The organism is Shewanella marina JCM 15074, assembly GCF_000614975.1.
GTDB lineage: Bacteria > Pseudomonadota > Gammaproteobacteria > Enterobacterales > Shewanellaceae > Shewanella > Shewanella marina.
On sequence record NZ_BALM01000001.1, the window covers coordinates 68073 to 90203 of the forward strand.

At 41.1% G+C, this 22131-nt stretch carries 16 protein-coding genes, 1 other RNA gene and 3 pseudogenes; 12 read left to right on the plus strand and 8 right to left on the minus strand.

The features are described 5' to 3' along the window. Positions 1-7 precede the first annotated feature (7 nt). The 7 genes from JCM15074_RS00320 to JCM15074_RS00340 all read right to left on the minus strand — a co-directional run bounded on the left by JCM15074_RS00320 (position 8) and on the right by JCM15074_RS00340 (position 5708). Positions 8-493, minus strand: coding sequence for a TlpA family protein disulfide reductase (locus JCM15074_RS00320; RefSeq protein WP_025819295.1), 486 nt, complete (start codon positions 491-493; stop codon positions 8-10). After that, positions 493-2673: a TonB-dependent receptor plug domain-containing protein gene (locus tag JCM15074_RS00325; protein ID WP_025819298.1), complete on the minus strand. Its 2181-nt coding sequence runs from the start codon at positions 2671-2673 to the stop codon at positions 493-495. Before JCM15074_RS00325 ends, JCM15074_RS00320 begins: the two co-directional genes overlap by 1 nt. Positions 2674-2920: 247 nt before the next feature. Beyond that, on the minus strand, positions 2921-3541 hold the full coding sequence (locus tag JCM15074_RS23325) for an EAL domain-containing protein (RefSeq protein ID WP_148300700.1): 621 nt from the start codon (positions 3539-3541) through the stop codon (positions 2921-2923). Then, on the minus strand, positions 3517-4443 hold the full coding sequence (locus JCM15074_RS23330; protein ID WP_051536783.1) for an EAL domain-containing protein: 927 nt from the start codon (positions 4441-4443) through the stop codon (positions 3517-3519). Before JCM15074_RS23330 ends, JCM15074_RS23325 begins: the two co-directional genes overlap by 25 nt. 158 nt (positions 4444-4601) lie before the next feature. Further along, positions 4602-5168, minus strand: coding sequence for a 5-formyltetrahydrofolate cyclo-ligase (locus JCM15074_RS00335; protein ID WP_025819299.1), 567 nt, complete (start codon positions 5166-5168; stop codon positions 4602-4604). A gap of 18 nt (positions 5169-5186) precedes the next feature. Continuing rightward, positions 5187-5367, minus strand: a non-coding RNA gene (gene ssrS, locus JCM15074_RS23885) — 6S RNA. Between the two features lie 32 nt (positions 5368-5399). After that, entirely contained in the window at positions 5400-5708 is a 309-nt protein-coding gene (locus JCM15074_RS00340; protein ID WP_025819300.1) for a cell division protein ZapA, read from the minus strand. A gap of 228 nt (positions 5709-5936) precedes the next feature. On the opposite strand from JCM15074_RS00340, the gene JCM15074_RS00345 reads away from it, so the two are divergent. From JCM15074_RS00345 to gcvP, 6 genes and pseudogenes are all read left to right on the plus strand, one after another. After that, positions 5937-6512: a UPF0149 family protein gene (locus JCM15074_RS00345; protein WP_025819301.1), complete on the plus strand. Its 576-nt coding sequence runs from the start codon at positions 5937-5939 to the stop codon at positions 6510-6512. Between the two features lie 125 nt (positions 6513-6637). Beyond that, a pseudogene (gene ubiH, locus JCM15074_RS20255) lies at positions 6638-7797 on the plus strand (2-octaprenyl-6-methoxyphenyl hydroxylase). 14 nt (positions 7798-7811) lie between these two features. Next, entirely contained in the window at positions 7812-9041 is a 1230-nt protein-coding gene (locus JCM15074_RS00355) for an FAD-dependent monooxygenase (protein ID WP_025819302.1), read from the plus strand. A gap of 248 nt (positions 9042-9289) precedes the next feature. Then, a pseudogene (gene gcvT / locus JCM15074_RS20260) lies at positions 9290-10383 on the plus strand (glycine cleavage system aminomethyltransferase GcvT). Between the two features lie 26 nt (positions 10384-10409). Then, a complete protein-coding gene (gene gcvH, locus JCM15074_RS00365; protein WP_025819303.1) occupies positions 10410-10799 on the plus strand; it encodes a glycine cleavage system protein GcvH in 390 nt (129 codons plus the stop codon). Positions 10800-10921: 122 nt separating this feature from the next. Continuing rightward, positions 10922-13809: pseudogene (gcvP, locus tag JCM15074_RS20265) on the plus strand (aminomethyl-transferring glycine dehydrogenase). A 774-nt stretch (positions 13810-14583) separates the two neighbouring features. Here gcvP and JCM15074_RS00375 read toward each other — a convergent pair. Next, positions 14584-16746: an AAA family ATPase gene (locus JCM15074_RS00375; protein WP_025819304.1), complete on the minus strand. Its 2163-nt coding sequence runs from the start codon at positions 16744-16746 to the stop codon at positions 14584-14586. Positions 16747-17121: 375 nt separating this feature from the next. Between JCM15074_RS00375 and JCM15074_RS24470 the strand changes: the two genes are divergently transcribed. The 6 genes from JCM15074_RS24470 to JCM15074_RS00405 all read left to right on the plus strand — a co-directional run bounded on the left by JCM15074_RS24470 (position 17122) and on the right by JCM15074_RS00405 (position 22124). After that, complete coding sequence (locus tag JCM15074_RS24470; RefSeq protein WP_025819305.1) at positions 17122-18096, plus strand: hypothetical protein; 975 nt, start codon at positions 17122-17124, stop codon at positions 18094-18096. Positions 18097-18449: 353 nt separating this feature from the next. After that, the gene (locus JCM15074_RS00385) at positions 18450-18788 is read left to right on the plus strand and encodes a hypothetical protein (protein WP_025819306.1); all 339 of its coding nucleotides are present in this window, start codon (positions 18450-18452) and stop codon (positions 18786-18788) included. A gap of 639 nt (positions 18789-19427) precedes the next feature. Continuing rightward, complete coding sequence (locus tag JCM15074_RS00390) at positions 19428-19982, plus strand: iron transporter (protein ID WP_025819307.1); 555 nt, start codon at positions 19428-19430, stop codon at positions 19980-19982. Positions 19983-20054: 72 nt separating this feature from the next. After that, a complete protein-coding gene (locus tag JCM15074_RS00395) occupies positions 20055-20402 on the plus strand; it encodes a cupredoxin domain-containing protein (protein ID WP_025819309.1) in 348 nt (115 codons plus the stop codon). After that, the gene (locus JCM15074_RS00400; RefSeq protein ID WP_025819310.1) at positions 20402-21244 is read left to right on the plus strand and encodes an FTR1 family iron permease; all 843 of its coding nucleotides are present in this window, start codon (positions 20402-20404) and stop codon (positions 21242-21244) included. Before JCM15074_RS00395 ends, JCM15074_RS00400 begins: the two co-directional genes overlap by 1 nt. Further along, positions 21228-22124 (plus strand): EfeM/EfeO family lipoprotein, encoded by an 897-nt coding sequence (locus JCM15074_RS00405; RefSeq protein ID WP_025819312.1) that lies wholly within the window; start codon positions 21228-21230, stop codon positions 22122-22124. The genes JCM15074_RS00400 and JCM15074_RS00405 overlap by 17 nt, the downstream gene beginning before the upstream one ends. Positions 22125-22131: the final 7 nt, after the last annotated feature.

Consider the following 22131-nt stretch of genomic DNA (forward strand, 5'->3'; position numbering starts at 1 on the left):
CTTATGGTTATTTGCAACTGATATTGAATTTAGCGGTAAGTAAATTTGTTAAGGGAGCAAGTTTTACATAACCGCGTAAATGCCCAATATAGTTGCCCTCACTTGAAGACAGTAATGACATCGGCGTTGCGGGTATTTCACCGAGTACGTCGAGTAGATCATGGCTGGTCATATAAGCTGGAAAATGAAGTTTCATTTTCCAGCTTTGTTGTTTTAGAGCTTGTTTATCGCCATTGACGCCTAATGCAATAATATTAATTTGATTGGGGCAAGCTGCATGTAGTTGATTAAGCACTTTAGCTTGTTTAAAACACCATGAACAATCCGGTTCAAATAGCATCATAATACTGGGCTTATCCGACATTAACGCAAGTTGTTCAATATTATTAGTCATTAAATTATGGTGTTGATATTGGGTTAGCGAGTGAGCCCAACTAGGGCTGCTCATTAACATCAATACCAAACCGAATATACGGCGACAATGGCTGAACATTAGAAGCTTGCCTTAATGCCTAAGTAAGCTTCACGGCCTCTTAATGGACCCCAGATATAAGCCACGTCATAGCCGCCATCAGCATCAAAGAACAATGGGCTTTCACCTTCATTGGCTTGGGTATAATCAAATAAATTAGTTACCCCAGCGTAGAAGTCGATATTATCCGTAATAGCTTTGGTGACCTTTAAATCAACTGTGATATAAGATGGCGCATCTGTCGATTTTTTAGATGAGGCAATCACATTGCCATTGCCATCAACTTGGTTATAACCTTCATAACCGTATTCAGCTAGGTCACGACTACCAATCCAAACTGCGTTAGCAAAGAACTGCCAATCGTTAAGCTCGTAATCTGCGCTAAAGGTGATACGTTGTTCAACTGGTGCTAATGAATAAGATGATTTAAAGGCGTCATCATAAAAGAAACCTTCGGCGGTTAAATTTAGGGTGAAATCATGGGTCACATCATAACCAATAGAGATATCTGCAGTGGTGACACTGGCTTTCTCATCGAGCTGAGTCAGTAACGGCACACCTTTATCGGTCTCGGTTAGGCGCGCTAGGTTTTCCACTTCTGTCCAAGCAACGGATGAACTGACACTTAAGTGATCAGCATTGTAGCTCAGCGTATAGGTGGCTGAGGTTGAGCGTTCTAGCTCTTCAATATCAATCTCAAAGCCTAAGTTGGCGTCTAATACACCGTGGTCAGTTTCAAAGAATGACAGTGGCGCACGGTAGCCGCGACCTGCAGATAAGCGTGACGTCCACTCATCGTTGTGCTGGTAACGAATATCAACCCGTGGTGCTAAAATTGATTTATCAATCTCTTTACCCGGTTTTTTCGGGTCAATAAAGTCAGCACTAATGCTGTCATAGCGAAGTGCCATGGCAATTTCTAAGTCATCAGAGGCTTGCCAAGTATCTTGAATGTAAAAACCTAATACATCGTAATCAAATGAATCAGAGACATAATCTTTGCTACCTTCACCGCTTGAGCGAGAACGCATCTCTTCGCTGCGGTTATCCACACCAAAGGTAATTAGGTGTTGATCATTAAGGAAATAATTTACGCGGGCATCAAGATAGAGCATCTTATCTTCGGCATAGTAGCGGAAGCCTTCGTAGAATGAGTCTTGAGTATGATCCGAATAACTGGCTGCTAACGTGGTGTTCCAGTTTTCATTGAGTTCATGCAACCAGCTTAGCGATAGTTCATCACGTTCAGTGTGGATCCACTCGGTCGTTTCCCATGCTTTACCAATAAATTTATTGCGTACATCGCCATTTTCAAATAACTGCGATGAAGCAACATCATCAAAATTGGTTAATACCGAGCCAACACTGCTTGCAATACCGTCAGCAAAGACTTCACCCAACATTGGGCCACCAAAAATTTCAGAGTCTACATGTGAATAACGCATCAATAAGTTATCGTTATCCGTTAAGTCATGTGACAATCTTACGGTAAAACTTTGGTTGGTTTGTTGTGGTGCTTCGTTAACTAAATTATTGTCTTCATCAACTTGATCTCGTGTATCAAATTGACCAATTAAGGTTGCGCGAGTCCGTTTGTCATCGCTGACACCGGTACCAAGTAAACCGATTTTCTGATTACCATTTTCACCCATTGAAATATCAAGTGTTGCGCCATTTTCGGTGGCAGTTTGAGTGATTACGTTAATGGTACCGCCAATCGCTTCTGGAGCGATAAGAGATGCACCAGCACCGCGAGCCACTTCAATACGGTCAATACCTGTGGTTGGAATAGCATCTACTGCGTAATAGCCTGCAATCATTGCATGAACAGGTAAGCCATCAATTAAGATAGTTGTTTGTTCACCACGCAAGCCATTAAGCATAATACGCTTTACACCACACATAGAGCACTCATTTGAAACTCGTACGCCGGGCATATTATTAATCGCATCGGTCAGGTTAATGGCGTTTTTATTATCAATTTGATCAGCCGTCATTACCTCTGTTTTCATAATGTTGTCAGACAACATGCCTGCACGTTCAAGGCGTTGACGCACCCCTTGAACTTCAATGCGTTCGATAGATTTTTCTGCATGTGCTTGGGCAGAACTTGCTTGAGTATCTTCATCATTATGAGCTACAGCATGCGGTACTTGTAAGGCGAGGAAAACAGCTAATGCAACAGAGGTTTTGTTAAACATTTTTCCGATCTCGTATGATTATGAAAGTAGGGAAGTGAGTTGCGGAATCCCGCGTTAACCACTATTTACGAGAATGTTAATGATAACTATTCTTAATATCAACACTATTTTATTAATGTAATGATTTTGATTTGAAATTTATAAGATTGATCACAAAAAGATTAATTGTGTTCTAAATTAGTGACTTATGGGTATAGGTGGTGATATCTCCCATCAATAGCAATTAATGGGAGAGTGATAGATGAGATTATTGTGAGGTGTAATGCTGTTGCAATAATTCGTTTAATGGCAGTGGTCGTGCAAAATAGTAGCCTTGTACAAATTGCACATTATGTTGTTTGAGGTAATCCAGCTGTATTTGGGTTTCTACGCCTTCAGCAATCATGCTCATATTTAATTTGTGACCAAAATTGATAATGGCATCTAAAACGCCGCGTTTTAAATCTTCAGTACCAATGGTATCAATAAACATTTTATCGATTTTAAAACTGTTAATGCCAAGCTGTTGTAGGTAACTAAAACCACTAAAGCCAGTACCAAAATCATCAAGTTTCACACCATAACAGAGTTGTGATAGCCGTTTAATTTCTTCAGTAGCGGCGACAAAATTAGTCATAGGTTGACGTTCTGTCAGCTCAAAACACAACTTTGCTGTATTACTATCATCGCGGTTTAGTAAGTAACGGCTGATCAATCCTTTCTCTAAATGCTCGCTGACAATATTGACGCTAACAAACCCTTCCAGTTTTGGCAGATCTTTATAGATTTGATCCAGCAGTAGCTCTGTTAACGGCAGGATTAAATTGTTTTTCTCGGCATAGGGAATAAACATATTGGGCGCGACTAAAGTCCCGTTAGCCCGTTGCAACGTAGCAATGCTTCTTGGCCAACAATTTTATTGGTTTGAATATCATAAATAGGCTGATAGAAAGGCACAAATTCACGGTTTTCAATCCCTTTGCGGATCAGGTAACCCTGTGAAATTCGCATATTACGCCAATGCGAAAACAGTAAATTGCTGATCACGCCAAAACTTAAGCTGGCAATTGAGATCCAAAACCAAAACTGCTTGGCAATCTCCATATTTAACAGATCGCCCGCTTTCAAGGTCAGCAGCAGATTGCCATTCACCACTAAATGAGACGCTTTATATTGATGGTTGAGTTGCTCAAGTGTTGTTTGCCCAAGCTGAATAGGCTTTAAGTTGGGGTACTTAATTTCTAGTTGAAAGCAATGATTACAATGATTGTTTAATTGATCGCTATAGATACGATTGTTGATCATCGCTACTAACCGATTATTATTTAAAGGTAAAATATATACCAAGCTTCGGTTTTCATGTGATTCGGCATGGCTGGTAGTGAGGATTGCCCCTGATTTATGCTGTAGTCGATCGTGACTCAGTTTCATATCAACTGCTTCACCTAGATTTGAGCAGCGTTTACCATTAGCGAGTTCAAGTTGAATCACCCTGACTTCTCTTGGGCTGAGCTTTTCACTGGCTAATAGTTCAATGTCATGCATGTCACAAGAGAAATGAAAAAGCTTTTTTAGATGCTCAAAATTTGCCTGATTCAATTCATCGTTATGTGATGCCATGATAACAGCCAGTTTACTGAGGTGATTATCTAATCTGTGTTGGATCATTAAATCAATTAATAATGATTTAATGGGTATGATGAGCAAGAGTGGTAGGGCAAAAAGTGATATTGATACAAAAATGGGGTGATCACTTAGTAATTGCACAACTCGACGAATTGACGAACGCAATAAAAAATTCCTTTCAATATAGGCTGTTGCCCAAAAAACAGCGGAGTAGTATACCTAAACTTATAAAGCTTCTGGTCAGATCTGCTTAATTATTTGAACTTGAACTAATAAAGTAAGACTTTTTACTTACGAATGTGCATCTCGATACTAAAAAATTGTTAAAAATGATAATGAGTTGTAGGTGTAACAACATGTTTAAGTGGTTGATCCCATGGCTCAATAATTAACTTAGGATGCAATTGAATATCGTGGCCGTAGCCGATGGTTAGCGGTGGAGATACAGCCGCAAGAGTGCGGTCATAATAACCGCCGCCCATACCGAGTCGATAACCCTGCTGATCAAAGGCAACTAGCGGGGTGATAATGACATCAAGCTGTTCTATTGGACAAAGCTCGCTGACATTCAGCTTAGGTTCGGCGATACCATATTTGTTAAATACCAACTGTGAGGGGTTATAGCGGTAAAATTGTAAGTAACCAGCACAGAACGGATGCAACCTTGGAATATAAACGTCGATGCCAAGCGTAATCAGTTGCTTGATTGCAGGTAAAGGATCGAGTTCACCATCATTGGCGAGATACAGGGCAACACGCTGAATATTTAATGTTTGCAGATAACTGACAAGTTTCGTCGCGGCGAGATGAGCTGCAGATTGTTGTTGCTGTGGACTAAGTGAGTTTCTTAGTTGGCGGATGGTTTTGCGTATAACTTTTTTATGATTCACGCTAGCCTCTAAATTTAGATGTTCCCCAGAATGCCGTTACTTTGGTGTAGCCCTTGAACCGTAGGTTCAAGGCGGACAAATGATTACCTCCTAAGGCTTCTCGGCGGACCGAGCGTGCTCAATGTCAGTAAAGCATTCACCCTAAAGTTAAAATTATCGGCACAGGGACATTACCATTTTACAAACACCCCAGGGAACAAAATTCTTAAATTTTAGAGTTACGCTAGGTAACTATTCAACTTTAACAGACTGCTTAACTAGCGCATCTTCTAAAGTTGTTTGTAATAGACGAATACGATGATCCATCTCATTACGGTAATTATGGTTCTGTTGTTGCTCTTGGTAAAGCTCATTACCAATATTTAACGCAGCCATAATTGCAATTTCTTCACGAGTTAAGTTTGGGCGACGTTGGCGCAAACTTTCAAGTTGCTGCTCTAATTTTTTTGCGACCGCTCGTAATGCCGCTTCTTGTCCTGTCGGGCAAGCAATAGAGTATGTGCGTCCAAATAGACTGATTTCAATAGCACTACTACTCATGATGGCAAACGGTCCTTAAATTAAGCTCTTGTTGCGGACTATATAAGGCTAGTTGGAAAAGTGCAAGGTAAGCTGAGAATGATTTGGTGAAGTTAGGTTTATTTGCTTTAACATTGAGCAGTTAGTAACAGTTTTCAATTTACTCGCAACAATCTTGAGCTAGGTAGTTGGTCGCTTATGTTAACTCTGCTAGCATTGAAACTAATACTATTTTTTGGACACACCATTATGGCAACCTCTCCTTCGTTAAATATCGACAACTTAGCATTAGAACTCAATGGTGCAGAAATCGCACAACACCCAGTTGAAGTCCATGGCGCATTGGTTGGTTTAATTTGTGGTGGTGCGCCAGTACAAAGTGGTGCTTGGGTTAAGCCATTACTTGAATTAGTAAATGATGGTCAGCCATTACCACCGACATTAATGCAGTTAATTAATGATATGTATCAAGACGCAGCAACGCGTTTAGCTGAATTTGAATTTGGTTTTACGCCATTGCAGCCAGAAGAGGAAGAGCCTTTATCTGTGCGTGTAGAAGCATTATCACTATGGACGCAAAGTTTTTTAACCGGACTTGCGATTATTCAGCCTAAATTAAACAAAGCGCCAAAAGATGTGTGCGAAGTGATTAAAGATTTAGCTGAAATTGCACAAGTTGAATTTGATGTTGCAGAAGACGAAGAGTCAGAAGCTGCATACGCTGAACTACTTGAGTTTGTGCGTATGGCTGCAATTATGTGTCATGCAGAGTTTGTGGCTGAAATGAGCAGTGATAACGACGAGCCTGAGCAACCATTGCACTAGCATCGCCAGTAAGTAATATCAGTGCCTAAAGCCCAAATAAGAGCATAAAGTTAGGTAAAGAGGATCAGAGATTGACATCTGAAACTGACGAAATCGATATAGATATTGTGATTGTCGGTGGCGCCATGCTGGTGCTACGTTAGCGTTAGGTTTAGCTAAGCTTAATCAAACGCTAACCAAACCATTATCTATTGCCGTAATAGAGTCTAGCCAACCCCATGCAGAACATCCCGGTTTTGATGCGCGCTCAATTGCCGTTGCTAATGGCTCCATTTTCGAGCTAAACCAATTAGGGCTCTGGCCACATCTAGCACCACTTGCGTGCCCAATTACCGATATTCATGTCTCAGACCAAGGTCATTTTGGGATGACTGCGCTCAATAGTGCTTATCTTCAAGTGGACTGCTTAGGGCAAGTGATCGAATTAGCACCAGTCGGTCATGTGTTATTTAAGCTGTTATCACAAGCAGACATTCAATTATTTTGCCCCGAGCAATTGTTGCAAATAGAGACTCATCAAGCACGACAGCAACTTACCCTTGCTTCAGGTAAAGTGATTAATGCGCAATTGTTGATAGCCGCTGACGGGGTTAATTCAGTGGTGCGACAGCAGTTAGGTTTAACGCTTGAGCAAACTGATTTTGGTCAAGTGGGCTTAATTGCTAACGTCGCATTAGACCGGCCGCATCAACAGCAAGCTTATGAACGATTTACTGAGCATGGGCCGCTCGCCATGCTACCCATGCAGACATTAAACCTGCAGCATCGAATGTCGATGGTATGGGCAATGACAGCCGCAAAAGCGGCTCAGTTAAAACAGGCGTCAGAGGTTGAGTTTTTAGCTGAGCTACAGCAGCAATTTGGTTATCAAGCTGGCCGTTTTATCGGTGTCGGTGAGCGTCATCAATATCCGCTTAATCTATGCGTCATGCCGCGACCGATTTACCATCGCACTCTTTTTATTGGTAATGCCGCGCAGATGTTACATCCCATTGCAGGGCAAGGATTTAACCTAGGCTTACGTGATGTGGTTGGACTGTTAAAGGTATTAAAACAGCATTTAGATAGCGGTTATCATATCGGTGATATTCGTCTGCAACACAGTTATTTAAACAACAGACAAACCGATCGAGATAACACCATTAATGCGATTAATGGCTTAGTGCGTGGATTTTCAAATCAATATTGGCCATTGGTGGCAGGTCGAAGTATCGGCTTGCGGCTGTTGTCTTGGTTACCGCCGTTAAAGTATCCCGTTGCCGAACGTGCAATGGGATGGCAATAAAGGAATTTTTAAACATGTTATCAAGCCAGCGATATGATATTGCCATTGTCGGCGGCGGTATGGTGGGCTTAGCGGCCGCGATAGGATTGGCAATGGCTGATCTTAACGTCGTGGTGATTGATGCCGGCAATACTGAAGCTGTCACAGGTCAACCAAGATTAAGAGTCAGTGCACTCAATAAAGCCAGTCAGCAACTATTAACCAATTTAGGGGCTTGGCAAAATGTTGATATGAGCCGAGTCGGGGCTTATCAGCAAATGTCGGTCTGGGCTAAAAACGGTTTGGGCCATATTGATTTTGATAGTCATGACTTATGTCAGCAGCAACTGGGCAGTATTGTTGAAAACGATGTGGTCAGCCATGCGCTGGCGCAGCGTGCCAGTGAGCTGCCTAACTTAACTCATATTATGTCGCAGCAAGTGAATAATTTGGTGTTAGGCGATCGTGAAGCATGGTTGTCATTAGCCAATGGCAGCAACATCTCAGCCGATCTTGTGATTGCCGCCGATGGTGCAAATTCATGGGTGCGGCAGCAGTGTCAAATTCCATTAACCTATTGGGATTATGGTCATCATGGCATCGTTGCTACAGTGCGTTGCCAATTGCCACATCAAGCAACCGCCAGACAAGTATTTACCCCTGATGGCCCATTAGCGCTATTGCCGCTTAATGATCCACATTTATGTTCAATTGTTTGGTCTGTACCACCGGCTAAAAGTGAAGCCTTATTAGCATTAGATGGCAGTGAATTTAGTAAACAGTTAACCGCGACCTTTGATGCCAGACTCGGCATTTGTGAGTTGGTTAGCGAGCGCCAAGCATTTCCTCTGCGGATGCGTTTTGCCCGTCACTTTGCTCAATCAAGATTATTGCTGGTGGGGGATGCGGCTCATACCATTCATCCGCTGGCAGGACAGGGTGTTAACTTAGGCTTTTTAGATGCAGCTAATGCCATTGAGCATATTAGTTTACTGGCGCAAACCGACAAAGATATTGGTGCTTATCATTATTTAAGACCTCTCGAGCGTGCCCGTAAGGCTGAAGCAATGCAAATGGTTGCGGCAATGGAAGGCTTTAAACAATTGTTTGCTGGTGAGCATCCATTAAAGAAAGTGATACGAGATTTTGGTCTAAATCTTGTTGATAATTGTCCGCCTATTAAAAAACAGTTTATGCGCCAAGCCTTGGGACTTGATGCAAACTTGCCCGTTATCTGCCGCGCTCATGATTCCGCATCTGTGTAACGATTGATATAGCTCAAACTGCTAAGTTTTAAGGCTTAGCTAATGTCGTTTTTAGTGATGTTTTTGGAGTTGTTAAGCAAGTAAAAATAGATCAAAACTTTTGTATACAAAAGTATGTCGCAAGGTATAATTTTGGCGCATTATTCAGCGAATAATCGCTAAAATAAAACAAAAAAATGAAAGCTCAACTTAAAGGGTGGATGCCCGTACCAATTTTAGATCATGATGATCACGCAAAAGGGATAAAGATGGCTAATAAAACGGTACTTTACGATAAGCATATACAATCGAATGCCAAAATGGTCGATTTCCATGGTTGGGAAATGCCGATTAATTATGGTTCGCAGTTAGAAGAGCATCATGCAGTAAGACAAGATGCCGGTATGTTTGATGTATCCCATATGACGGTGGTAGACATTGAAGGCCCACAAGCCAAACCTTTCTTACGTCAACTATTAGCGAATGATATTGCTAAGCTAACAGTCGCTGGCAAAGCGCTTTATTCCGCTATGCTTAATCACGATGCCGGTGTGATTGACGACCTCATTACTTATTACCTTTCAGATACGCATTATCGCGTTGTTGTTAACTCCGCCACCCGTGAAAAAGATCTGACTTGGATTAATCTACAAGCCTTAGATTTTGATGTGACCGTGACAGAGCGCCCCGAGCTTGCCATGATTGCCGTACAAGGGCCAAATGCGAAAGCTAAAGCCGCGAGTGTGTTTAGCGCGCAGCAGAATCAAGTGATTGAAGCATGAAGCCATTTTTTGGTATTCAAGCCGAGTCACTATTTATTGCAACCACGGGCTATACCGGTGAAGCGGGTTACGAGATTATCGTGCCAGAAACTGAAGCGACAGCATTATGGCAAGCGTTATTAGAAGCCGGTGTGCGTCCATGTGGTTTAGGGGCGCGTGATACGCTACGGTTAGAAGCTGGCATGAACCTATATGGTCAAGATATGGATGAAACCATTAATCCATTAGCTGCCAATATGGGCTGGACGATTGCTTGGGCGCCGTCAGAGCGTCATTTTATCGGCCGTAGCGCGTTAACTGAAATCAAGAATAATGGTCATCAAAAACTCGTTGGCTTAATCATGGAGCAAAAAGGTGTTTTGCGTCATGGTATGGAAGTGTTCTTTAGTGATGGTGCAGACCAAGAATATCAAGGTGTGATCACTAGCGGAACATTTTCACCAACCTTAGGCTATTCTATCGCGATGGCGCGCGTACCAGCAGGTATTGCTGATACCGCAGAAGTGGCTATTCGTAAAAAGCGAGTGCCGGTACGAGTAGTAGCACCTAGTTTTGTTCGTAATGGTAAACAAGCATTTTAGATTGTTGAGAAAAAGGATATAACACAATGAGTAACGTTCCTACTGAATTAAAATATGCTGCCTCTCATGAATGGTTGCGTAAAGAAGAAGATGGTAGCTATACAGTGGGTATCACTGAGCACGCACAAGAGCTTTTAGGTGATATGGTGTTTGTTGAGCTGCCAGAAGTGGGTGATACCCTTTCTGCAGGTGAAGAATGTGCAGTGGCTGAATCCGTTAAAGCCGCATCAGATATTTATTCACCATTATCAGGTGAAGTATTAGCAATTAACGATGCTTTAGAAGATTCTCCAGAACTCGTTAACAGCGATGCATTCGGTGATGGCTGGTTCTTCCGCGTCATGCCAAGCGATGAAGCAGAGCTCGAAAATCTACTTGATGCAGATGCTTATCAAGAAGTTATTGACGAAGATTAATCAATACATAAAAGCCTCACTCTGTGGGGCTTTGCTTTAATTTTCCCTCATAAAAAAAATCTTAATTGGTTTGATATCACAAGACCAGTCACTTGTACTGGCAGTAATGGAATATTGATCTCATGACCCAACCTACATTGACTCAACTAGAGTTACACGACAGCTTTTTAGCTCGTCATATAGGCCCTAACAGTGAACAACAGCAGCAAATGCTTAATTGTATTGGTGCTGAATCTCTTGCTGATTTGACCGCGCAAATCGTGCCGCAAGGCATTCGTTTGCCACAACCGCTCAAGGTTGGGTTAAGTCAAAATGAAGCTGAAGGTCTTGCTTACATTCGCCAAGTTGCTAGCAAAAATAAAATTAATAAAAGCTATATTGGTCAAGGTTATTATGGCACTGAAGTGCCTAACGTTATTTTACGTAATGTATTAGAAAATCCTGGTTGGTATACCGCTTATACGCCGTATCAGCCAGAAATCGCCCAAGGTCGTTTAGAGGCCGTATTAAATTTCCAACAATTATCAATGGACTTAACAGGTCTTGATTTGGCCTCGGCATCTCTGCTGGATGAAGCTACCGCAGCGGCGGAAGCGATGGCGCTAGCTAAACGAGTATCGAAAGCTAAAAAAGCCAATATTTTCTTTGTTGCAGATGATGTATTCCCACAAACATTAGATGTAATACAAACCCGTGCAGAGTGTTTTGGTTTTGAAGTGATTGTAGGCCCAGCTCATGAGGCGGTGAATTACGAACTGTTTGGTGCGTTATTCCAATACACCAATAAACATGGCGAAATCCATGATTATACCGAGCTATTTAGCCAGCTTGCGCACAAGAAAGCGATTGTAACTGTTGCTGCCGATATTATGTCATTAGTGATGTTAAAGTCGCCGGGTAGCCAAGGCGCTGATGTGGTATTTGGTAGTGCTCAACGTTTTGGCGTGCCAATGGGCTATGGTGGGCCACATGCGGCATTCTTTGTTGCTAAAGATGCTCATAAACGTTCAATGCCGGGGCGAATTATTGGTGTATCAAAAGATACCCGCGGCAACCAAGCACTGCGTATGGCCATGCAAACGCGTGAGCAACATATTCGCCGTGAAAAAGCCAATTCAAACATCTGTACTGCACAAGTATTATTGGCCAATATGGCCTCATTCTATGCGGTTTTCCATGGCCCTAAAGGATTAAAACTGATTGCCCAGCGTATTCACCGTTTAACGGATATTTTAGCGCTAGGCATGCAGCAATATGGCATAAAGCCAATTAATGCAACATGGTTTGATACCTTATCGTTTGTAGATTTAGATGTTGAAGCGATTAAAACTCGCGCATTAGCGGTAGGCGTCAACCTGCGTTATGAGGAAGATGGCATTATCGGCATCAGTATTGATGAAACCACCACTCGCCAAGATGTAGCACAATTATTTAATATCATTTTAGGTGACAAACATGATTTAGATGTAGCCGCGCTAGATACCCAGTTACTTGCCAATATTAGCGCAAGTATTCCAGTAAGCTTAATTCGCCAAGATGCGATTTTAAGCCATGCGACCTTTAACCGTTACCATAGCGAAACAGAGATGATGCGCTACATTAAACGGTTAGAAAATAAAGATTTAGCATTGAATCACTCAATGATCTCATTAGGTTCATGCACCATGAAACTTAATGCCGCGGTGGAAATGATCCCCGTCAGTTGGCCTGAATTTGCCAATATGCACCCATTCTGCCCACTTGACCAAGCTCAAGGTTATCAGCAGTTAATCGGTGAGTTGGCCGAGTATTTAGTGGATATCACAGGTTATGATGCCATGTGTATGCAGCCAAATTCAGGCGCGCAAGGGGAATATGCAGGCTTACTGGCAATTAAGAAATACCATGAGTCCCGTGGCGAAGGTCATCGTAACATCTGCTTAATTCCACAATCAGCACACGGTACTAACCCAGCATCAGCGCAGCTTGCAGGGATGAAAGTGGTGGTAACTGCATGTGATAAGTTAGGTAACGTTGATTTAGCCGATCTTAAAGCGAAAGCGAGTGAACTGGCCGATAATCTATCATGCGTAATGGTCACGTACCCATCAACCCACGGCGTGTACGAAGAGGGCATTCGTGAAATCTGTGACATCATTCATGAGCACGGCGGTCAGGTTTATCTTGATGGTGCCAATATGAATGCACAGGTGGGGTTAACGTCACCGGGCTTTATTGGTGCCGACGTATCACACTTAAATCTACACAAAACCTTTGCGATTCCACATGGCGGCGGTGGCCCAGGTATGGGCCCTATTGGTGTTAAAGCGCATTTAGCGCCATTTGTTGCAGGCCATAAAATCGTTAAGTTTGGTAAAGAGTGCGACAACAATGGTGCCGTATCAGCAGCGCCATATGGCAGCGCAGGTATTCTACCTATCTCATGGATGTATATTAAGTTACTGGGCACTAAAGGTTTGGAGCAATCGACCCAAGTCGCCATGCTTAATGCTAACTATATTACCCATAAATTAGCTGACCATTATCCGGTACTATACCGTGGCCGTAATAATCGTATTGCCCATGAGTGTATTATTGATTTACGTCCACTCAAAGAAGCATCAGGCGTGACCGAAATGGACATTGCCAAGCGTCTTAATGACTATGGCTTCCACGCGCCTACCATGAGCTTCCCTGTCGCGGGTACGCTGATGATTGAGCCAACCGAATCAGAGTCTAAAGTCGAACTTGATCGCTTTATTGAGGCAATGATTTCGATTCGAGCTGAAATCGCGAAAGTAGAAGCAGGCGAGTGGCCAGAGGACAATAATCCGCTCCACAATGCGCCGCATACCCTAGCAGATATTATGGATCCAAGCTTTGATGAGCGGCCATATACCGTGAAGAGGCGGTATTCCCATCAGCAGCGGTGAAACAAAACAAGTTCTGGCCAACCGTGAACAGAATTGATGATGTTTATGGGGATCGGAATTTGATGTGTGCTTGCGTGCCTATCTCTGATTACGAGTAAATTGCTGCTTAGACTCACTATTACTGCTTAAAAATTCGATGCTAGTGCTCATTGACAGCAGTCAACTCCGCGCTAGCATCTTCATTTTTACTGGTACTAGTTTCGCCAGCGACGCAATTTAATAGGGGGGCTTAGGCTCTCAACAGCAGCGTTAAACTTCAGCATTAGTCCTCATTGACAGCAGTCAACTCCGGGCTAATGCTTTCAGTTTGCCTTGCATTAGTTTCGCCAGTGACGCAATTTTATAGGGTTGCTTAGACTCACTATTACTGCTTAAAAATTCGATGCTAGTGCTCATTGACAGCAGTCAACTCTGGGCTAATGCTTTTAGTTTGCCTTGCATTAGTGTCGCCAGCGACGCAATTTAATTAAGTGATAGCAGTGATTTAAGTTTGTGACTGGCTAGGCGGTAAATACGAAAAGGCGAATCTGAGATGATTCGCCTTTTTTGTTATGTGCAGACTATGCATAAAAATATGCTTAGTAAAATAAATAGTACTCAATTAGTACTGTAATGAAGACCTAAATCATTTTTGGACAGAACCGATTTAGAACAGATACTCTAAACAATTTGGCTCGGATAAGTTCTGTTAGGGAAAGCGAAGTAGATGACTTTGTTGCTCAATAAGGGGCATTTTGAGCCTGCGATGTTCGGCTGGCTCAATGTAGGAAATATACGCGTTGGTTAGTGCAGCAATTTAAGTATTAGCTGAAGTACCCTGGTTCGCCCACTTTTCAAGGAAACACCACCAGTACGAGTGATCTTTGTTAGCATTAGGCTCTAATTCTGGACATTTTTTCATAGTGTTCAGGATAGCCTGTTTGTTCAAAAACCAATCTAAAGCCTTCTTTAAAATCGTGGTAATCAAACTCCTTAAAATCGAAGATATTCTGACCTAAAGAGTGTGACTCGCGATTGATGTAACGTACAAATGACTGAAATCTTGGATTCTTCAATTCAGGTTTTTGAACCACATTACTTAGATCGGCTTTCTGCACGAAGTTAAAGAAATATTCAATAATATTTCTCATACAGTTAGCAATTAAAGCAGGTGGTTGTTTATCATCATTAATTACAGACCAATATGATTGGTAGTCATTTTGTACTTCTTCATATTTCATTGTGTTAATTGAACTACCATTTGCGTTTTTCGATAGACGGTATAAATTTTGATTTTCTTTCCTTCTATTGTGATTCGCATCTGCAAGTTCATAGAAAAAGTATAAGCTATGAGTTAAGACAAATACTTGCTCAATGTCTTCTGAATTAAAAAAATCATTTTTGATTAATTGGCCTATGTTATAGACAAAGATGTGTGACAAGCTTGATACTGGATCGTCAATAACAGCGACTTTTTTCACTTGTCCTTCTGTCGCGCTCCGCTTCCCTTTGAACAACTCTCTAAAATACAAGAAGCTGATAATCATCTTTTCACCTTCACTTAATGATGAAAAGATTTTCGAGTTAGAGTTAGTACGAACTAAGCGATACAACTCATCTTCATACTTCTCTATGTAGAAGTCTGTAATGCCAATATCCGTTAAACCTTGGTTAATACTGACTATCGCATCATCAATATTTACAGTTGATTTTTGATACTCAGCCCTTTCAACGTCCTTTGCTTCTTCTAGAGCTACTTTTGCAGCTTCCTCTTTAGTTTTGTCAGCGATGACCTTGTCAGCATCTTTTTGAACATCATTGAAATTGCTGATTGTTTGGTCATATTCGTATCGTAAGATTCGCCAAAATTCAGCCTTAATTTTTGTTAATTCATTTGCAGAGTTATCGATCTTAGCATTATGTTCACTTATAAGTTTATTAATCGAGTCAACGACAAGGTTAAATGCTTCAACAGATTCAGAAACATCGGTCAAAACGACTTGTAGACTAGGATTTGAAACTTTTTGCTTGATTAACTTAAGATTAACTTCTGCGTATCTAGATAGTTTAGCGTAATGTTCATTTAATTGAGCTATATAGTCTGTAGAGAATTGAGTTACTTTATAATCGTCTAGGCTTGGAATACTCTCAACTATTGCGCTGTAACGAGCCTGAATTGCTTTAACCTCATTCACGCTGTTTTGGTATGACTCGTCAAAATAGCCACGAATTTGCTCAGCTAGATGTTCAGTCATCGTCTCTGATTGACAGAAAGGACACTGAGAACCCTCGATTTGATCGAGATATTTAAGACCTTCACTTACCCAGTCAGAGTTTTTAAGCTTCCCGATAAGTTTTGCAACTGGACTGTCTTCGCTACCTACAATGATTTCATTTAACGAAGCTAAGTCATCAGCAGATAAATCAAACATGCCTAGCTTACTAAGAGCAGAGTGTTTTAATGCAGTATCACCATCTATAGCATTTGCTTCTTCTTTGAGGTCTGCAATTGTCTTAGATGGTTTAGATGCGGGGAGGGGGATAGAGAAAAGATGGTTGAAAAGTGGCTCTTTACCGCCCATTTTGCCTTTCAGACAAAATTCAAGTACTCGATCCCCACCTGCATAGTTGGTTTTGATTTCCCAAACTTTCTTCTGAGCCTTATCCTTTGCGTCATTAATCTTAGAACGTTGTTCACCAATTTCTTTGTTGATCTGCTGCTTATCTTTAGCAATTTTCTCTAACTCAAGAGTAACTGCCTCTACCTTCTCTTTCGCTTCTTTATTTTCCTTAGATAGGCTAAAAATACCGTTAAGAGTATCTTTTGCATAGAAGTTATCTTGGATGAATTTTTGGTTGTAAACGAGAACCGTATCACCAGAGTCACGGTGAGAGCATTGCTGATATTTTGTACTTTCAGGATTATAAAAATAGTTTGAAAAAGTACTTTTTCCTGACCCGTTCAGTCCATAAATTATATTGACTTTTTTGTCAGTTTTTAGCGCGCTTTTTGACCTGTAGCTCGCTACATTTTCTAGCACAATATCAGTTAACATTGTTTTTCCTCAACAAATCATAATGTTCCGTAGACTCTACTGACACATTACATTCATTAGAAAATATTAGTCAAATAACTGATTGATGAATTGAGATATAAAATCAGACTTGGGCGTGAGCGTGAACGTTTTTTGAGTTGAAATTGGCTATGTAATAGCCGAAAAATGCATCGTAATTAATCATATGAAATTAACTGAGACTTCGTGTAGCTTATTATTTAGACTTGTCATTAAAAAAATAAACACACGCGCTCTCCCCCTGGAAATCTGTTTATTAAGCCATCCATAATAGGAGATTAAATTAGCCACCCATAATAGTGGTGATATTTTGCTCTTGAACTAGACTTATTGAATTGGGATTTTGGGAGGCATGTTATGGCGGTACCAAGAGAAAGGTTAGTGAGTCTAGAAGATACGCCTTATTACCATTGCGTCAGTCGCTGTGTTCGTAAAGCCTATTTATGTGGTGTTGATAGCTATACTGGGCAGTCTTATGAACATCGACGTGATTGGATAGAAGAACGATTATTAAAGTTAGTTCAAGTATTTAGCATCGATCTTTGCGCTTATGCAGTAATGAGTAATCATTTGCATGTGGTATTAAAAGTTGATGTTGAACGGGTGCAGGCTTGGTCAGATGAAGAGGTGATACTGCAATGGCAAAAGCTATTTAAAGGCACTTTACTGACGCAGAAGTTCTTAAAAGGCGAAAAAATTGAAGCTTACGAGCTTGAAACCTTAAACAATACCATTACCGAGTACCGTAAACGCCTGATTGATATCAGTTGGTTTATGCGTAGTCTCAACGAGCCCATTGCTCGAAAAGCGAATAAAGAAGATAAATGTACGGGTAGATTCTGGGAAGGGCGTTTTAAATCGCAAGCCTTGCTTGATGAAGCAGCGGTTCTCGCTTGCATGGCATATGTTGATTTAAACCCAATTCGAGCCAATATTGCCAAAACACCAGAAACTTCAGATTACACCAGTATTCAGCGTCGTATCAAAGCCGCAATGAAAGGCAAACAACCATCAGAACTCTTACCTTTTATTGGTAATGAATGCGCTAATATGCCTAACGGATTAAGATTTTCAGTGCAGGACTATTTACAACTTGTTGATGATACTGGTCGGCAATTAAGAAGCGATAAATGTGGTGCCATTGCTGCAAGTACATTAGATATTCTTTCTAGACTCAATATCCCACTAGATAATTGGCTTAAAATCACCTCAGAATTTCATGATTTGTTCAAAGGCCCTGTCGGTACTTTGCAAGAACTGACTCAGTTATGTGAGCATTTGGATAAACGCAGGCGGTATGGCGCACAAATGTGCCAACGAATGTTGGGCTAATTGGCATAATTTTTCTACCTATAGTAAAACCTTATCGAGTTCATCAATTCGAGATACTCTGTTGCCTCTAATCCGTTATTTTCTCAAGTTTTAAGTTCACATCGCCCTAATTAAACCAGTATTTATGCTTTTATGCGTTGGAATGTTTATTTTCAAGTATAAATGAGTCAATGATTTCAGTTGATAGCTTAGTTTTAAATTGGGTGGCTTAATAAAAGGTTATAGCGAGTTTATAGTTGGCCGAGTAAATGTCTGGAAATTGCACATAACTGCCGCCTTTATCAACTAAATCTCTGCTACGTTTAGCCCCTGATAGTGATAAAATCTTTGCATCAGAATTACCGAGAAACTCTATGTATATCCATCATGTTAACGGCATCGACTGGCTGGTGATTACAGCTTTTGAAGAACTTAAAACTTTATTTATCGAAGAAGCCAATACGGTTCTCTTTTGCTTATCTACCGCCAGTGAATTGAGCTTGATTGATCAAGCCAAGCGCACTTATGGATATTTGCCTACACTCAGCGGCGTAATCACCGATACCGGCACATTTCAAAGTTTGGATAACGAAGAAGATTTGACCCCACAGCTTGCTTGCCTTGTTGAGGGGCGTGGTCGAGTATTTATCTATCACGGCGGCTTTGTGGCTTTTGTGGATGACGAGCAAACCTTTATTACCCAAATGGACTGAAAATTATTCAGTAAGTTGAAATCGAGTGTTTATTAAGCCATATCCATATAGGGGTTAATAAACACTTTGCTTAATAAAAACTTTAAAATGGGTGGCTTAATAAAAAGAAGTAATAACGCAACAAGTAGAAGAATAAACTGCGCGCTAGCACCTTCATATTACTTGTACTCGTTTTGTCAGTAATGCAATTGAGTTAAGCAGATTAGACAGATTGTCACATAAGTTATATGAAGAATAGTTAATATAAGATAAGGGCTAGAGTGGGTTATTGAGTTAAGCTAATTATGTCAATTTGCTTTTAATTAACGTCATCGCAAGAAATTGTAATCGGTTGTTTTTCATCTCAACTTAGCTTGTGCTAGAACAGTTATATCCCTTGATATACATGTGAAGTGGGCAAGATATAACCTAATATAAGTTAGAGTTACCTCAAACGAAGTCGTTTAAATTACAACCACATTCATACAGTAACCTTTAGTATCTAAGTTCACTCTGTCATAAAAACATTTCATATTTGCCTGATACAAATGATCAAAAATTGAGTTTTGGCTAGATCAGAATTCATTATTAATGTTTAACTATTAAGTGGGAATAATTATCAATATCATTAGCGCCCTTATTCGATAATGGACTGGCTATATGAAAAAAGCTCAACTTGCTTTGTTAACCACAATGGTTCTAGCTTCAACCTCTGCTTTTGCGCAAGAGTATCCTTTGGGTCAACCAACGATTAAAGATGGTATGGAAATCCAAGGTGTATATCTGCAACCCATCATCATGGATATGGACGGTATGGCCAATATGCACAATTTATCTGCTAAAGAGTCTGATGTTCACCTTGAAGCTGATATTCATGCTGTCGAAGAAAATCCGAACGGCTTTGCTGAAGGTGCGTGGATTCCTTACCTAACCATTAAATATTCAGTAGATAAACTGGGCGATAATAAAGCGGCACAAACAGGTGAATTTATGCCAATGGTGGCAAGCGATGGCCCTCACTATGGCAAAAATATTAAGCTTGATGGCGACGGTAAATACAAAGTTACCTTTACTATTTACCCACCTTCATACAACAAGAAAGTAGCGTTTGGCCGCCATATTGATAAAGAGACTGGGGTTGCGCCATGGTTTAAACCTTTTGACGTAACTTGGGAATTTAACTATGCGGGCGTTGGCCGCAAAGGCAGTTACTAATTCCGAATCACAGATTCAGATAAGTTAAGGGGCTTTGCAGCCCTTTCATATCAATTTTTACTGAAATCTCTCATGAAAAAATCTCTCATATTTATTCTTGCCACTTTGTGCACTATTTCATCCATATCAGTGTTTGCCACTGAAAAATTCACCACACAATTGCAAATAAAAAATGGCGAACTGATCCCGCAGGTTTTAGAAGTACCAGCGGGGAAAATCATTCGCATAAAAGTATCCAATATTGGCAATCAACCTGCCGAATTTGAAAGTACGCAATTACGTAAAGAAAAGGTGCTCGCCCCGGGCGCTCATTCCGTTGTCGTCATAGCGCCTTTGCGTGCTGGTAGTTACACCTTTTTTGATGATTTTCACCTTGATCTTCCAGCAGGAAAAATCATCGCCAAAGAGCGAGCCGAATAATGGGACAAGTTGCATTTGTTATTTGGCGCGAGAGCATTGAAGCGCTGCTGTTGATTAGCATTATTTTTGCGTGGATTAAGCAAAACGCTGACAGTCAACAAGGCATGAAATATCTATGGTTTGGGGTTGTCATTGGCTGCGGCGTATCTGTATTACTGGCCTCAATCATCTACGGTGTATTCAACGCGCTTGGTGATACCGAGCAATCCATTTTTATGATTGTTATGGAGTTTGTCGCCTGTGTGCTGATCGTACAAATGGTGTGTTGGATGAATAGTCGGGGCAAGATGTTAAAGTCTGAACTGGACTCTGGCCTCAGCGAGCAAACTAAGCGTCACAGTTGGTGGGGCGTTACCTTGATTGTTGCCATTGCCATTGCCCGTGAAGGCAGTGAAATTGTGGTATTTCTCTCTAGTTTTATCATGAACCTTAACTCACACAACGCGGTAGAGTTTTTTGCTGAGGTGATTGGCGGTATTGCACTTGCCGCACTGACAATTTATCTATTTTCTCTGTTTAAGCGCTTTATCCCATGGAAGATTTTCTTCAATATCACCGGCATCATTTTGCTTTTCCTCGCACTATCTTTGCTGCTTAGAGGTGTAGAAGAAAGCATTAACCTGCTAATCCAATACGATTACGCGGTGCCCGATTTTCTTTATTTACCTGCTTGGAATACCACCGCAATCATTGATGATTCAACTGTGTTTGGCAATTTACTGGCGTCATTCTTTGCTTATCGTTCACAACCTATATGGCTTAGTGTGATCACCTTTGTGCTGTACTGGATCGTGGTGGGTTCATTTATGGTTTTAGGAAGCAAAAATGAACAGCAAAGCTAAACCATTGCTGATGGCTAGTTGCTTGTTATTAAGCTTATTAGTCAGTACTTCGCTTAGTGCTAAAGCGTTGCGTTCTCCGGTGCAAACTGGAGATGACATTATTGTCGCAAAAGGTGATATACCAACGCCGGCGAAGTATCATCAGGCCATTCAAGCAGAATTGGATTATGCCAGCCAAAATATCACATCAATCATCTCGCTGCTTAATCAGCTTAATGTTGCTTTAAGCAGCGGTAATTTATCCCAAGCGCAGCAGTTTTATGTGCAAGCTCATCAACACTACGAGCGAGTAAGGCCGATTGTTAGGCTGTTTGGTCATGCAGATCGCATCATTAATTCGCGTGCTAGTTATTTTTTACAGGGTACATCAGATTATCGTTTTAAAGGATTTCACCTCGTTGAATACTTGCTATTTGACAGTAAAAACCTTGCGGCGGCTAAAGATGCGGTAGGTGAGCTATTGATGTACTGCCGAGATCTCAAGCAGCGGCTAGCACAAGAGCAAATTGACATTCCTAAGCTAGTGCAATCATCCGCAGATTTCATTGAGATGGCCATTGAAGTTAAGCTCGCTGGCAAGGAAAACCTATATAGTCATTCAGACATCGCTGATATGGCAGCTAACGTGCAAGGTTCTCAACATATTATTGAAGAACTCTCAGCGTTTATTCCGCAGTCAATGCTCAAGCAAATTAATCGTAATTATCAACAAATTAACGCAATTATGTCGCATTACGTCACTGCCAATGGTCAATACAAAACCTTTGAGGCGCTAACTTGGCATGACAAGAAAAAGCTCTATTCCCTATTGTCACAACAAGCCAACTTACTGGCGACGCTAAGAGCCATATTAGACGTTGCAGTGTATTATAAGTTTTAGGTGAAAA